Annotated in this window: 10 protein-coding genes and 1 pseudogene; 8 read left to right on the top strand and 3 right to left on the bottom strand. The window is 31.7% G+C overall.

Annotated features, from left to right (window positions below; translation table 4 throughout):
- The coding region (locus T416_RS0101885; RefSeq protein ID WP_084277152.1) for a restriction endonuclease subunit S at nt 1–900 on the top strand (900 nt) is incomplete at its 5' end.
- 223 nt (nt 901–1123) lie between these two features.
- Here the strand turns inward: T416_RS0101885 and T416_RS0101880 are convergent.
- Nucleotides 1124–2971 (bottom strand): MAG1210 family protein, encoded by a 1848-nt coding sequence (locus T416_RS0101880; RefSeq protein ID WP_031489140.1) that lies wholly within the window; start codon nt 2969–2971, stop codon nt 1124–1126.
- 176 nt (nt 2972–3147) lie between these two features.
- Nucleotides 3148–4389: a tyrosine--tRNA ligase gene (tyrS, locus tag T416_RS0101875; RefSeq protein WP_051675924.1), complete on the bottom strand. Its 1242-nt coding sequence runs from the start codon at nt 4387–4389 to the stop codon at nt 3148–3150.
- A gap of 84 nt (nt 4390–4473) precedes the next feature.
- Here tyrS and T416_RS0101870 point away from each other — a divergent pair, with 84 nt between their 5' ends.
- From T416_RS0101870 to rlmB, 7 genes and pseudogenes are all read left to right on the top strand, one after another.
- Nucleotides 4474–5364: an ABC transporter ATP-binding protein gene (locus T416_RS0101870; protein ID WP_051675917.1), complete on the top strand. Its 891-nt coding sequence runs from the start codon at nt 4474–4476 to the stop codon at nt 5362–5364.
- 12 nt (nt 5365–5376) lie between these two features.
- Nucleotides 5377–7719, top strand: a pseudogene (gene secA / locus T416_RS0101865) (preprotein translocase subunit SecA); the annotation flags it as partial.
- 719 nt (nt 7720–8438) lie between these two features.
- On the top strand, nt 8439–10445 hold the full coding sequence (gene uvrB, locus T416_RS0101860) for an excinuclease ABC subunit UvrB (protein WP_031489136.1): 2007 nt from the start codon (nt 8439–8441) through the stop codon (nt 10443–10445).
- Nucleotides 10446–10454: 9 nt separating this feature from the next.
- Nucleotides 10455–12470: an NAD-dependent DNA ligase LigA gene (gene ligA, locus T416_RS0101855; RefSeq protein ID WP_038079636.1), complete on the top strand. Its 2016-nt coding sequence runs from the start codon at nt 10455–10457 to the stop codon at nt 12468–12470.
- The gene (locus tag T416_RS0101850; RefSeq protein ID WP_031489134.1) at nt 12460–13119 is read left to right on the top strand and encodes an MPN527 family putative ECF transporter permease subunit; all 660 of its coding nucleotides are present in this window, start codon (nt 12460–12462) and stop codon (nt 13117–13119) included. The genes ligA and T416_RS0101850 overlap by 11 nt, the downstream gene beginning before the upstream one ends.
- A gap of 33 nt (nt 13120–13152) precedes the next feature.
- Nucleotides 13153–14460, top strand: coding sequence for a cysteine--tRNA ligase (gene cysS, locus T416_RS0101845; RefSeq protein WP_031489133.1), 1308 nt, complete (start codon nt 13153–13155; stop codon nt 14458–14460).
- Nucleotide 14461: 1 nt separating this feature from the next.
- Nucleotides 14462–15181 carry a 23S rRNA (guanosine(2251)-2'-O)-methyltransferase RlmB gene (gene rlmB / locus T416_RS0101840; RefSeq protein WP_031489132.1) on the top strand — a complete coding sequence of 240 codons (720 nt, stop codon included), beginning with the start codon at nt 14462–14464 and terminating at the stop codon, nt 15179–15181.
- A 31-nt stretch (nt 15182–15212) separates the two neighbouring features.
- Here the strand turns inward: rlmB and nusG are convergent, their stop codons facing one another.
- A complete protein-coding gene (gene nusG / locus T416_RS03960; protein WP_031489131.1) occupies nt 15213–16091 on the bottom strand; it encodes a transcription termination/antitermination protein NusG in 879 nt (292 codons plus the stop codon).
- Between the last annotated feature and the right edge of the window lie 5 nt (nt 16092–16096).

Raw genomic sequence — 16096 nt, 5'->3', positions numbered from 1 at the left:
ATTAAATTCTTGTATTATTGATTTTTTATATTTGGGAATTTATTGAAAGACAAAACTAAAGGTGTTTCTTTAGCTTTACTTAGAATTAAGGATTTTGAAAACATTCAAGTCCCAATTCCTTCCCTTTCCATCCAAAACAAAATTGTTAATATTCTCGACCAACTTGAAACTTATTCAAAAGATATCACTACTGGTCTTCCGCTTGAAATCAACCTAAGAAATAAACAATACGAATATTATCGGAATCTATTGTTAGACTTTGATAAGAATTCAAGCGGGGGGGGGGAATTAAATAATGCCTATCTAGAACTCCTTAATAAATTAACTATCCAACTTTCGTTATCTAATAGAGAAGTTAGACTTTATAAAATTGGTGAACTTTGCGATATCACACGAGGAAAAGTTTACTCAAAACCTTACATCAGTGATAATCCAGGTATTTACCCAGTCTACTCATCACAAACATTAAATGATGGTGTTTTTGGAATGATTAACACTTATGACTTTGATGGTGAATATGTTACCTGAACAACCGATGGTCAGTATGCTGGAACAGTCTTTTATAGGAATGGTAAGTTTTCAGTTACAAATGTTTGTGGAATTCTAAAGAATAAGGACAATTCGAATTTAAATACCAAGTATTTGTCTTATATTGCCAAAATTGTTTTTCCTAAACATGTTAATAGAGCGAATAACAATTTTAAATTAATGAAAAATGTAGTTGAAAACATTGAAATCCCTGTCCCGTCTCTTTCCATCCAGAACAAAATTGTTACTATTCTCGACCAACTAGAAACTTATTCAAAAGATATCAGCACTGGTCTCCCACTTGAAATCAACCTAAGAAAGAAACAATACGAATATTATCGGAATCTATTGTTAGACTTTGATAAGGATTAAAGTTGATGATGTTATTAACAATAAAGAATTTAATGAATCGATTTATTTACTGGCTTATAACTTCTATATGAAACAAGGAATTAAGACACCTAAAATTTAAAGAATACACAGTTTCCTAAAATAAAAAACCAAGTTACACAATAAAACTTTATATAAATTTAAAGTGTAGAGCTTGGTTTTCATTCTGGAAAAATTTTTGCCAAAAGCAAAGATTTTTTGTTTCTTATTTTACAGATATTCAGGAATCGGTAACTTCTTCTCTTTCGTCTTCATAAACGATTGGTTTGGTGTAAGCATTACTTTTGAAAGTGTAGGCCTCCTTTTGTCCGTTCATATATTCTGCAGCTAATTTTTCGTATTCATCACTACTGTCGTTAGCTTCGTAAAGATTAAAATTATGAATACCGAATTTAGATGTTCTTGTAAGTAAAAATGGTTGCTTGTAGTTAACTGGTACGTTGTGTCAATTACCGTTAGAGTCACTAACACCAACATAAATAACACGATCCTCAAAATCATAACTAGATGTGACTACACCGATATTATCGAAACCGTTGCTATTATTAATAAATGCTGTTTTATAAATTGCCTCAGTTTTAGCATCAGGATGGACTAATTCTCTTGCATTAGAATTGTACGCACTTATTTCGTGTTGTACTTCACTTCCGTATCTATCCCCATCCACATATTCTCCTTCGTCGTAGTCGATATATTCCGTCATAGCAAATGCATTAACAGAAAGATATGGAGCAAGCAAAAAATAAAATTGTTTAAAAATCGTAGTGTGATATCTAAGAAATAAGTTCTTACACTCTTTAAGGTCGATATTCATATAATAATCAGCTTCATCATTAGTTGTGAAGATATCACTTTGGATATGATCAAAGTGTAACTTATTAACTGTTTGGTTTTTAACTCATGTGAAATTATCCCCGTAACCTATACTTCTGTCGGTTAGAATATCTACTAAGTTAGTTTGAGCAAGAGGACTCATTAGATATCTAAATTGTTGTTCATCATTTCGATTAAAAGCATTGAATAGAACTTCGAATTTGTGATTATTTAGTAGGGTAATTCTTTTTTCCATTTGTTTTACCCCTTTATTAACAAACTTCTCAATCCCCTTTTCGCTAAAGTCTTTTAGACCAGAAGGGGAACGACTGAAGGATAATTTATTAGCTGCTTCGTTGAAGAAAGTAATATTTACATCATCTTTGAAATAAGGGTATGGTGCTGTATGAGAAGCTCTAAGTTGTTCGTTTACATAATATGTATAACTTTTACCATCTCGGTAGCCAGTTTTTTTAACAGAAACTGTTAAAGAACCATAATATGTTTTAGTACCAATATAGCTACTACAGATAAAACTTAAAATAAAAGGGTTATTTAAAATAAAACCAGAATAAGCATATTTATGAAAGTAATTTTCACTTACTAAATCATAATCGAATTTCTTAAAAACATAATCAGCGAAACTTTGTTTAATTGTTTTTTGCAAACTAAGAAAAGGCATCGTTTCCTTTAGAAGTAATTCACGCAAACCATTTTTAAACAGATGGTACAAAGGTAATGTTTGTTCGATTAGAACATTATTTAAAGCATCAACTACTTCTTCCAGATACTTTTTTTTATCCTCAAGCTTAAATAAACGCTTATTGTAAACATTAATACCCCAGCTTAGTAGACCAGTAAAAATAATGTATAAAATAATCGTTAAAGCAATCATCCCAGCGGGTAATGCGATACTTGTGTTTTTAAGATTGGCTGTTTCAATTATTTTTGATGGCATTGCTATACCAACAATAAAGGGGATAATTATCAATATCAATAGTGCGATAAAAAACCCACTAATCCCACGATACTTTTTAATTTGAGCATTGGTGTGATTTAAATCTCCTTGCTCATTCATTAGTTGACCGTTTAACTGCTGGTTTTCTTCGTAGTCAATACCACTCCTAGCGAGCAATTCGTCAAATTTTTTGGAAACTACATGGTAGTTTTCGTTTTTGTAATGCAAGAACTCTTTTAAGGGTTCTTCAACCACATCCTGTGTTTGGTATTCTGTAGACATAGTGACTCATTTCTATCACATAATTTATCTAATATTAATATTAGTAATTTTTTACTTTTTGTAAAAGAAAAAGATAAAAAAAGTCACTACACATAAGAAGAAGTACTAGAGCCGCTCCATCTCTGGCCTAACTCGGTTTGACCCTTAATATTGTAATGACATTTTATTATAACATTTTAGAAAATGACTAGGAAATAATTTCTCTTTCCTTTTCTTATGAGAAAGTATTTGTTCATATAGGCATTTTCTTTTACAACTAGATGATTTTCGTCATTTATAACCATTTCATTAAGCATAAAAGAATTTTGTTTTAATAAATCGCGAGCTATTCTTTTTGAATCAACGATCTTAGCTTCAATTAAAAGATCAATAAACTTTATTGATGTTGATGAAGAATGATATGTTGGTAACGATTTAATAGCAATTAAAAATTCTTCATCGACAAGTTCACTTAATTTTGAATCAAAAAGAGCCTTTGAAATTCTTAATGCTTGTTCATATTTTTCTTGTCCATGAATATACGAAACAATGTTCATAGCAAGCATTTTTTGAGCATAACGATCTTTTTTATTCTCGTTATGTTTACTAATAATTTGTTCAATCTCTTCTAGCGAAAAATTTGTTAATGAGTAGAGTAATTTTTCAACCTCATCATCCGTTTGATTAAACAAGAATTGATACATTTCGTAAGCTGTTGTATATTTATCATCAAGGTAAATAGCACCTTTCTCGCTTTTCCCAAACTTCTTACCTTCTTTGTTAGTAAGAAGGTTTAAAGTTAGTCCAGTAGCAGTGTTTGCATCACCATTCTTTTTTCTAATCATTTCAATTCCGGTTGTAATATTACCCCATTGATCACTACCACCGATTTGAATGGAAACATTAAATTGATTATAAAGACAAAGGAAGTCGTAACCCTGAATTAAGTTATAACTAAATTCGGTATAACTAATTCCTGTTTCAAGACGTGTATTAATAATCTCTTTTTCAAGCATATAATTAATGTTAACTAATTTACCAACATCACGGAGAAAACTAAGGAATGACATTTCTTTATAGAAATCGAAATTATTAACAATAATTGGTTCATCGCAAAGCTTATTAAGTTGTGTTTTAATCGCTTCTGCATTAGTTTTTACAACTTCATCATTGAGAAGATTTCTCTCTTCACTTTTACCAGAGGGATCGCCGATCATCCCTGTTGCTCCACCGATAACAATGACACCTTTTAGACCATATTTTTTTAAGAGATTAAAGGTGTTAATCATTAAGTAATTACCAAGGTGAAGACTATCAAAGCTAGGGTCAAAACCGATATAGAACAAACGATTTTGTTCAATTGCTTTTTTTAGTTTTTCATCGTTTGTGACATCCTTAATTAAATGACGCTTATGCAGTTCTGTCAGTATTTGATTAATCTTTTCCATAATTTCTCCAATATATCTAATTATAAGTATACTTATTTAACTTATAATATTAATTAAAGTTTTTTGGAGTGGATTATGAGTTTTTTAAAGAAGAAAACAGTTGAAGATACGAATAAAGTAGATGCTAATGCTGCTTTAAAAAATTTAACAAAAGATGAGTTCAAAGAACTAAAAAAACGAGTTAAAGAAGTTGAAAAACTGAACAAGAACCATAATGGCCCAATCGATGTTGAAATGGAAGATAGTCGCAACATCATCGAACTTCGAAATGTTCGAAAATCGTTCACAAACGGTTATTTAATTAACGAAACATTGAAAGGGATTAACCTTGATGTACGAAAAGGTGATTTTTGTATTATTTTGGGTCCATCGGGTTCCGGAAAGACAACGATTATGAACATTATGTCTGGACTCGACCGGGCAACCGAAGGCGAAACGAGGGTAGTCGGAAAACAACTAATAAATATGAACCATGCTCAACTAACTACTTTTCGTCGTGATTATATCGGTTTCGTTTTTCAACAATATGGACTTTTACCAACACTTAATGTTGAAGAGAATGTTGAAATTGGTTATGACCTTCAGCGTGACCACAGTCGTAAGCTTGACTATCGCGAAATTTTAAAAGCTGTGAATATGCTTGAATATGCTAAAAAATATCCGCACGAACTTTCAGGTGGTCAGCAGCAGCGTGTAAGTATCGCAAGAGCACTTGCGAAGAATCCGATAATCCTTTTCGGTGATGAACCAACAGGGGCTGTTGATGAAGAGATGTCAAAGATTATCCTTAAAGAATTTGTTAAGGTTAATAAAGAAATGGGAACAACCGTGATAATTGTTACCCATAACCCGATTTTTAGTGAACTAGGTTCTCTAGTAATCAAAGTAAAGGACGGTCATATTCAGGAAGTAATTAGAAACGATAATCCAAAAAAAGTTGATGAACTGAAATGAGACCAACAATAATAAAGGACTTTTATGAATATATTTAAGCGTATTTCCCCAAAAAACAGGATATTAGCTCAAGCCGAAGGCATTGCTGATGAAGTGATGAGATTAGATACTAAATATTCGGGTTATTCAGATCAAGATTTAAAAAACGAATCTGATCAAATTCTTGAATACATTGCAAATGACAACCCAGTTGATGATAAGTTAGTTGAAGCACTTGCTATTATTCGTGAAGTTGTTTATCGAGTTCATAATAAGAAAGCTTTTAGGGTGCAACTAATTGGGGCCATAATTGTTTATTTCGGTGATTTTGCGGAAATGATGACGGGTGAAGGAAAAACTCTTACCCTTGTTCTTGTTGCTTACTTAAATGCTCTTTATAAAAAAGGTGTTCATATGGTTACCGTTAACGAATACCTTGTTTCAGTTGGTGCTGAATTTGCCACTCCGGTAATGAATTTTCTTAATATGTCAGTAGGAACTATTACCGCGAACATGAATGAATATGAGAAGCGAGTTAATTATGGTTGTGATGTCACTTATACAACAAACTCTGAATTAGGTTTTGATTACCTTCGCGATAATATGGTAACTAACTACGATAATAAGGTACAACGTGGTCTTTGGTTTGCGATTGTCGATGAAGGTGATAGTGTTCTAATCGACGAAGCAAGAACTCCATTGATTATTTCTGGAGAACCACAGGAAGAAGTTGGGAACTATGTTAAGGCTGATCGTTTTGTTAAAACACTTACCTCAGAAGACTACACTCTTGACCCTGAATCACAAGCAATTGCTCTTACTGAAAAAGGAGTTAAAAAAGCAGAAGAGTATTTTAAGTTAGAACCATATTATAGTTTTGAAAATTCCGATTTAATTCATAAAACTAACAATGCTCTTCGAGCTAACTTTACATTTTTTAATGGTCGCGAATATATTGTTAAGAAAGATGAAGATGGTGAAGATGTCATTGCACTTGTTGACCAATCTACTGGACGGATAATGGAAGGTCGTAGTTATTCCGCAGGTCTTCAACAAGCTATTCAAGCGAAAGAATACATCAAGATTGAACCTGAGAACCTAACTGTTGCGACCATTACTTATCAATCGCTATTCCGACTTTATAAAAAACTTGCAGCTGTTTCTGGAACCGCTATCACTGAAGCTGAAGAATTTTTAAATATTTACAACATGGTTGTTGTTACCATTCCAACGAACAAACCAATTGCTCGAATCGATCATCCAGACTATATTTTTGATAACAAGAGAACAAAGTGAAAATATGTCGTTGCTGACATCATTCGTCGTTACGAAAAAGGTCAACCGGTTCTAGTTGGAACTTCTAGTGTTGAAGATAGTGAAATCCTTCATCGTTTACTTGACAAAGTAAATATTCCACATGAAGTTTTAAATGCTAAGAATCATGCTCGTGAAGCGGAAATTGTAGCACTTGCTGGACAGTATAAAGCTGTGACGATTGCAACAAATATGGCTGGTCGTGGTACAGACATTAAAGTAGCTCCTGAATGTCTTGCTCTTGGTGGACTTTATGTAATTGGTACAGAACGTGCTGATTCGAGAAGAATTGACAATCAACTACGGGGACGTGCTGGTCGTCAAGGTGATGTAGGTGAATCTCGCTTTTTTATTTCGATGGAAGATACCTTGTTTAGTCGTTTTGCTACCGACAATCTTGAGACAGCGGATGACAAGCTTTCAGAAGATGTAATTTCAACTAAATTCTTTACTAGACTGCTTAATAATACTCAAAAGAAGGTTGAGTCTGTTAACTACGACACGAGAAAGAATTTGATTGATTATGACTATGTTCTTAGTAATCAACGGGAATTGATTTACAAACAAAGAGATAGTATTTTAACTTCGAAGAATAACAAAGATGTTTTGTTTAAGATGCTTGATATAGTGATTGATGAAATTCTTTATCGGTCTCACAACAAACCAAACACCGATATTATTGATACAAGATTACTTTATGATAATGCGGTTACCTTTATTTTTCAAGACCCTGAACTTTTTGACATAACTCCTTATAACAACATCGGTAACGATTTAATCAAATATCGTTTGAAGGATGATGTGGTTAAATTTTTAAATCATAAAGAAGAATTGATGACTGAACCTATTTTTAATCAACTAATTTCGGAAATGATGATTAGTAATATCGATCACGAATGAACGAAACACCTTGATATTACTCAGAAAGTACGTGAAGGAGTTTCGCTTCGTGCTTATGAGCAAAAAGCACCACTAAATATATATGTTCAAGACTCAGACGAACTATTTAGCGAACTCAAATTTAATGTTGCTTGAAACACAGTTATTGGAGTATGTAAGATTAATTATATTCATCCAAAACAAGAAGAAACTTTCGATTTATCTGAAGATTCAATTGTTCTAAATGAAGACTTTAATGAACTCTTCGATGAAGCTATTATTGATGAAAAACAAGGGGAAGAAAATATATCTTCTGATGTCGCTGAAAATCCTGACGAATCCGTTATCGATACCGATAATCGAATCGCAGAAAGCACTTTGGAACAGGTTCAAAATCTTTTCCCTGATGACGAATTTATTAAGGAAATTTATCAAACTCAGGAAAATTTTGATGTTAAGCAATATGAATCTGAACCGGAATTAATCAATGAAAATGTTTCCTCATTAGTCGAAGAAAACAATCCTATTTTTCCTTTAACCCCTGAAATTATCGACGAAGGAGATTTAGAATTTACTGATCACAATATTATCTTCTACGATGAAGATAAACAAAATGTTGATGACTTTATTTTGTCTTATACACCAGATGAACCGAAAAACGACATCTTTATCCCTTTGCAAAAAGATAATGATGAACCAGAGATGTATGAAAACCTACCTGCTTCTTATGATGAACCAACTTATTTTACGGAATTAAAACCAGAAGAACTAGCTGAAAAGAAAAACACTATTTTTAACACTGCCTGAAGATTTAATCCTTTATCAGTTATTAATCAAAATGAAGAAACTAATACTTTAATTAATGTCCATAAAGATAAAAAAAGTGCTATTGATAAATAACATTGGTTTAGCTTATGGAAAACAAAAACGAATTTAAGATTGCTAGTTCATATCAACCTTCTGGTGACCAAGTAACTGCTATTCCAAAACTAGTTAATAATATTAAGAATAAGCAAAAACACCAAGTTTTACTTGGTGCTACTGGTACTGGTAAAACTTTTACAATTGCTAATGTGATTGAACAAACGAAGATGAAAACTCTGGTGCTTGCTCACAATAAAACATTAGCAGCACAACTTTATTCTGAACTTAAGGAATTTTTTCCTAATAACAAAGTTGAGTACTTTGTCTCTTATTTTGATTATTATCAACCAGAAGCCTATCTTCCTACAAGTGATACATATATTGAGCAAGATGCTCTTACAAATAAGGAAATAATGTTGATGCGTCTTAGCACCATCAACTCACTTGCCACTCGCGACGATGTTATTGTTGTCGCTAGTGTGGCCTGCATTTATGCTTCTATTTCACCGAAGGAATTTATTAACAATAGCATAATTTTAACTGTAAATGAAGACATTGATTTAAAAGGTATAAAACATAAGTTAGTGCTTCTTGGTTATACTTTTGAACCTAATAATTTAAATCCCGGGACCTTTAGGATAAAAGGTGATGTTTTTGAAATTATGATGGGGTATAGTGACGAATTTAAGATTCGTTTTTCCCTTTTTGGAAATACAATCGAAAGCATTGACCGTCTCCATCCTTTAACTAATAAATTAATTGAATCACTAAAAACTTTTACCATTCGAAGTGCGAATGAATATTTCTTTAATGGTGAGCATATGGCGGAAGCACTTAAAGGAATTAGGGATGAACTTGTTCTTGTTGAAAAAGACTTTATTAAGCAAAATAAATTACTTGAAGCAAACCGGATTGTCGCACGAACAAATAGCGATTTAGAGGCGATTGAAGAATTTGGTTACTGCAAAGGACTTGAAAATTACTACCGTTATCTTGAACGAAGAGAACCCAACGAAACCCCTTGAACGATTTTTGATTTTTTTAATTTTAAAAATGATGATTGACTTCTTGTTGTTGATGAGTCTCACATGTCTTTACCCCAAGTAAAAGGAATGCACAACACCAATCAATCGCGTAAATCTACTTTAATTGAGTATGGTTTTAGATTACCGTCAGCGATGGATAACCGACCTTTAAATTACGATGAATTTTATAAAAGTATGTCATATGTAATTTATGTTTCAGCTACTCCTAATGATGAGGAAATTAATAATAGTAACAATACGATTGTCGACCAAATAGTAAGACCAACTGGGTTGCTAGATCCTATTATTGAAATCCGTGATGAAGAACATCAAGTTGATGACCTAATTAATGAAATTCTTAAAATAAAAGATAGAAATGAGCGAGCTTTCGTCGTTGTTCTTACCATTGATATGGCTGTTCGTTTAACAGAATTATTAAACCAAACCATAATTAAAGCAGCATATCTTCACAATGAATTAAAAACCCTTGAACGAACATCCGTTCTTAATAAATTGCGTCGTGGTATTTATGATGTCGTTGTTGGGATAAACCTATTACGGGAAGGACTTGATTTACCCGAAATTAGTACCGTTTTTATTTTTGATGCTAACAAACCTTCATTTTTTCGTTCTGATAAATCATTAATTCAAATAATTGGGAGAGCCGCTAGAAATAAGAATGGTAAAGTTATTATGTATGCATCGACTATTACTCCTGCTATGCAGATTGCTATTAAGGAAACCAAACGTCGACGTGAAATTCAAGAGCAGTATAATGCCCTGCATAATATTACACCTAAGACCATTATTAAACCAATCCCACCTGATCTTGTTGATGAAATAAAAGATTCGCAAAAAATCAAATATAGTTTAAAAACAGATGTTGCAATTCTTAAGGAAAAGGTTAAGGAACTAAGAAAAAAGATGCTTGAGGCGGCAAAACAAGAAGAATATTTATTAGCAAAAGAATTAAGAGATCAAGCAATCGAAATTGAAGCATTAATTGAACTGAAGAATCAAAAGAAACGATAAAGGATGAATATGAGTCAAATGGATATTAAAACTAAAATCGATGAACTAAGAAAAAAAATCCACCAATGGAATTATGAATACTATGCCCTTGACAATCCAAGTGTTAGTGATCATATTTATGACGAAGCAATGCGGGAATTAATTAAGCTAGAAAACGATTATCCTGAATTTAAAAGTCTTGATTCTCCTTCGAGTTCAGTTGGTGGTTTTGTCCTTGCCCGTTTTAATAAAATTAAGCACGAAACAAGAATGATGAGTTTATCTAATGCTTTTAATTTAGATGAAATTAACAAATTTGTGAATGATGTCAAAGATTTCGAGACAAAAGGTTTTGTGTTTGAACCTAAAATTGACGGCCTTAGTATTTCTTGTAAGTATGTAAATGGAAGGTTGACTCAAGCGGTGACCCGTGGAGATGGTGTGGTTGGTGAGGTCGTCACAAGCAATGCTCTTGTCATCAAGGACATTCCTAAATATTTAAAAGATAAATATAAGGATATAAGTATCGAAGTTAGAGGCGAAGTTTATATGAGTAATGCTGATTTCGATAATTTAAATAATCAAATTTTTGATTTAGATAAAAAATTTAAAAATCCGAGAAATGCTGCAAGTGGAACCCTTCGAAACCTTGATAATAAAATTACCAAGGAACGAAATCTTAAATGTTTTATGTATTATGTTGTTAATAATGATCAACTAACTTTTAATACCCATCTTGAAGCTCTTCAATTTTTACAAGAAAACAACTTTAAAGTAGCTAGTGAAATTACTTATGTGTCCGATGTTAACGATTTTAAGAACACCATAGATTTTTTCACAAATAGACGGAAAACTCTACCATATCAAATTGATGGAATTGTGATTAAAGTTAATAATTATCAAGTTTATGATGCAATTGGTTATACAAGCAAATTTCCCAAATGAGCAATCGCCTATAAGTTTGAACCAGAAATGGCTATTACTAAAATAATCGATATCGTTCTTGATATTGGAAGAACAGGGAAGGTTTCCTATACAGCTAAACTTAAACCCGTTTTACTTGACGGTAGCACCATTTCTTTCGCTACACTTCACAACTATGATTTCATTATGGAAAAAGACATCAGAATTAATGACTATGTCAAAATTTATAAAGCCGGAGATGTCATCCCTTATGTTGATGCTGTCATTAGAGAAAAAAGAAATGGTGATGAAAAGATTTTTCCGCTGCCAACTAATTGTCCGTATTGTCATAGTTTACTTGTGAGAAAAGATGATGAGGTTGACCAGCGGTGTGTTAATGATAATTGTGAGCGAATTAAGATTAACAAAATCATTTACTTTACCAGCCGAGAAGCGATGAACATTAGCGGAATTTCCTCTCAAATCATTATTAAATTATTTGAGAATAAAATAATTGAAGATGCTTTTGACCTTTATTTTATAAAGGATAAGAAAAATGAAATTCTTAATCTTGATATTCTTATTAAAACAAAAACATTTAATAATATGGTAAAGGCAATTGAAGAGTCAAAAAACAATTCACTTGAATCTTTAATCACAGCTTTTGGTATTAAACATACTGGAAGTGTTCTTGCTAAGAAATTAGCACGACACTTTAAGACACTTATTGAACTAATGAATGCTTCTGTTGAAGATTTAATCAAGATTTATGATGTTGGAGAAAAGGTTGCTCTTGAAATTGTAAATTTTTTCCAAAGCGATTGATATAAAAATATTTATCAAAAGATAATAAAGATTAACTTGAACACGGTTTATCGTGCTGAAGAGTTCGATGAAAATGATTATCAAGTCATTGAGCAATATGTTGGAAAAACCTTTGTTATTACTGGTACTTTTAGTATTCCGAGAAACAAGATTAAATCAATTCTTGAACACCTTTACCAAGCAAAAGTTGTTGATTCAATCTCAAAGAAAGTAGATTATTTACTTGTTGGAAATAACGGAGGAAGTAAACTAGAAAAAGCAAGGATATTAGGTATTAACATTATTGATAACCTATTTTTTAATAAAGATGAAGAATAAAAAACGAACCAAAAAAGGAAGCATTTTTGAGTTCGTTTTAACCGCCTTACTCTTAAGTCTTTCTATCTTATTAAATTATATTAGCAAATACCTTAAATACTATTATCTTGCTTTTGATTTTTCGATTGCCATCCTAGGTATTCTTGCCTTTAAGGTAAGACCATACTACTGAATAATGGGGACGGTCATCCTTTCTTTGTTTAACTTCGCACATAACGGTTCTTATATTGGAATTGTTGTTGTTACCATCAACAATCTTTTTTATATGTTTTTTTGTTTTTTAATTTTCCGTTTGATTAAAAAACAAAAAAGAGATCAACCGCTTACTATTTTTGATTACTTCATTATCATCTCAATAACAGGTATTTTATTAATTTTTATTAATTGTCTATTAAATGGTTTTTGGTATACTCCGTGGTATTGAAAAACATACAACCTTTTTCACTCAATGGATTATTTTTTAGTGAAAAGATGATATGAGAACCGACCAAGTCCACTACTCCTAAATCATCCTAGTTATTGGGGCGGTATTTTCCTTCTTTATGGTATTTTTAACTTGATTAAAAATGGGATTAATTTAGTTATCCAATTAACCCTTGCTCGTTTATTGCAATATACTGGCCAATATAGTAATAAAGGATGAAATTAAGGTTGTTATAATAAATAGACAAAAGGTATTAATATGAAAATTTTTGACTCTTACACAAACGATTTTAAACAGCTTAAAAATAAGAAGATTACTATTTATAATTGTGGGCCTACGGTATACAATCACACTCACATTGGGAATGCTCGTCCCTTAATTACAATGGATGTTCTTTACCGTTATTTGTTATCCAAGAATAATGAAGTTCACTATGTTAGTAACATCACAGATATTGATGACAAAATCATTAATTATGCTCTTGAAACAAATCAAAGTGAAGAAGCTGTTTCGACACTTTTTTTAAATCATTATAATGATGTTAAAAGAGCTCTTAATGCTCTTCCTAATATGAATCCTCGTGTTTCTGATTATATTGATCAAATGATTAATTATATTGATCAATTGATTAAAAAAGGTTATGCATATGAGATTAACGGGGATTATTATTTCGATACTAGTAAGGTTAAAAATTATGGTCAACTAAGTAAACGTAATTTAGCTAGTGATATCGCAGGGAAGCGCATTTTAAACAATGAAAATAAAAGAAATGACCAAGATTTTGTCCTTTGAAAAAAGACAAATAAAGGGATAGTTTTTAATGCTCCATTTGGTGTTGGTCGTCCTGGTTGACATACCGAATGTGTTTGTTTAATTAATCATTTAATAGGTGATTCTGTTGATATCCACGGTGGTGGTAATGATTTAAAATTTCCCCACCATGAAAATGAAAATGCCCAGAATGTAGCAATGCACGACAAGAATTTAGCTTCAGTTTGGATGCACTTCGGTCTTGTCGAAATCAATGATGAAAAGATGTCAAAATCATTGAATAATTTCATTCTTACTAAAGATATTCTTACGAAGTATGATTTTCGCGTTCTTCGTTGGTTCTTTATGCAGACGAGCTATCGTTCTCCTATTAAATATAGTGAACAAATTATGGAGGATCTTGCCCGGGAAGTTAAAAAGATGGAGAACACCATTAACCTTGGTAAGAATGCTCTTTTATTTAACAATCAACTTTCATCAATTCCTTTAATAAAGAAACATCATGATTTTGATCAAGCGATGGAAAACGACCTTGATCTTGTCCAAGGTGTTGATATTTTGCGTCACCACCTAAAAGATGTTAATAAGTATATTAAGGATGAAAATTATGATGAGTTAGCGATTACTATTGGTAAGATTATTTACATCCTTGAGCTTTTTGGTATTAATTTCATTGATAAACACTCATCAGATGTTAATCGTCTTCTTTTTTCTTGAAAGGAAAAAGTTGATAATAAAGAATACGAAGAAGCTGATAAGATACGTGCTGATTTAATGGCTGAAAACATTTTATAGTATGAAAAAATATAATTTTGGTTGAAAAGCATTAAACGATGCATTAAGTAATAATGGGGTTATTAATGAAGTTCATGTACTTGAATCTAATGTTAAAGCAATACGGTTACTAAATCTTCATAATATTTCCTACACTATTGAAAAACCACACTTTTTTAATCATTTTAACGGAGTTAACCACCAAGGTGTTTGTTTTGTAATGAAAGAAAATATGGTGGTTGAAAAAAGCATTGATGAATTAATAAACCAATTAAAAAATGAACAGAATGCATTAATTTTAATGTTAGATCATATTCAAGATCCAGGTAATTTTGGTGCTATTTTAAGAACTGCAAATGCCTTTGGTGTAAATGCAGTTATTTATTCAAAAAACAACCAAGCAGCGATTAATGATCATGTCATTAAAACCAGTATGGGAGCAGTTAACTATCTCAATTTAATTAAGGTAAGCAACTTAAATATTGCAATTGAAAAATTAAAGCAAATTAATTTTTTTATTTATGCATCAACCCTGAACAATGAAGCACTTTCATACTCTAAGGTTGATTATGCAAGTAAAACCTGTATTGTTGTCGGTAACGAAGATATAGGAGTTAGGATGCAGGTTGTCAAGAACTCTGATTTAGCAATTTACATTCCTATGATTGGTAATGTTCAATCGCTCAATGTTTCTGTAGCCACTGGAATTTTATTAGCTAATTTCCGAATGAAAAATAAATAATATAAAAAAAGTAACCAATTCGGTTACTATTCTACATTAATATTTCATCAGTTTCTTCGATATCGCTAAAAGCTAGAGTTAAACGGTTCAAACGTCCGAAGAATTCAAACTCAATTGTAGCTTGTTGTTTTGCATCATCAAGTTCAACAATTTTAGCGATTTCACCATAGAATGAATCACCAGTAATTTTAATGGTTTGACCTTTGACAAAATGGTAATTAGTTGGTTCTTCATAGGTGATTATTTTTTCATCCGGTGATTCATTTGAAGAAGTCGTAGACAAGCTTAAATCAATTTCAGTTTCATTCAGGTTAGGTTCAAACGAAGAAACTTTTTCGTCTTTCTTTTGTACTTCATCACCAATTTTTTCAAAATCCTTGATTCAAGTTTCTGCTGCAATTTTCTTTTGCTTTTCGTTTTGCTCAATTAATTTTAAAATCTCTTCTTCACTAACCGGAATTGGTTTAACATTTTTACCACTTGAACCAACTAGACCAGTTACCATTTGAGTATTTCTAATTAAGAATCAAACTTGATCAGTCATTTCAGCTTTAATGAACAGATAGCCGTTAAATTTGTTACCTTCTTTAATTTTTGAACAACGATATTTTGTTTCTCCGTCAACAATGATTGTTTCTCATTTTGTGATTTTCGTGTTTCGCATTGTCTTAGGAGCTTCGAATTTACTGTAAATTTTAACATCACGATATTTTTCTTTGATGACCTTGATTTCACTTAGTTTATCAGCCATTCCGTAACCAGTAATTTTATCTTTTAAGTTTTTAATTACTTGGTCTTCGTAACCTGATACTACAGTGATGATATATCACTGATGCGGAATCACATTTGTAATCTTAAGAGCGTCTAAAAGTGATTTATCCAAATCCTTTAATTTATAACTTTTTGCCATAACAA

Source organism: Ureaplasma canigenitalium ATCC 51252 (genome assembly GCF_000712165.1).
Taxonomy (GTDB): Bacteria; Bacillota_I; Bacilli_A; order Mycoplasmatales; family Mycoplasmoidaceae; genus Ureaplasma; species Ureaplasma canigenitalium.
The sequence above is the reverse complement of the archived record's forward strand: the minus strand, read 5'-3'. Positions and strand labels throughout refer to the sequence as shown.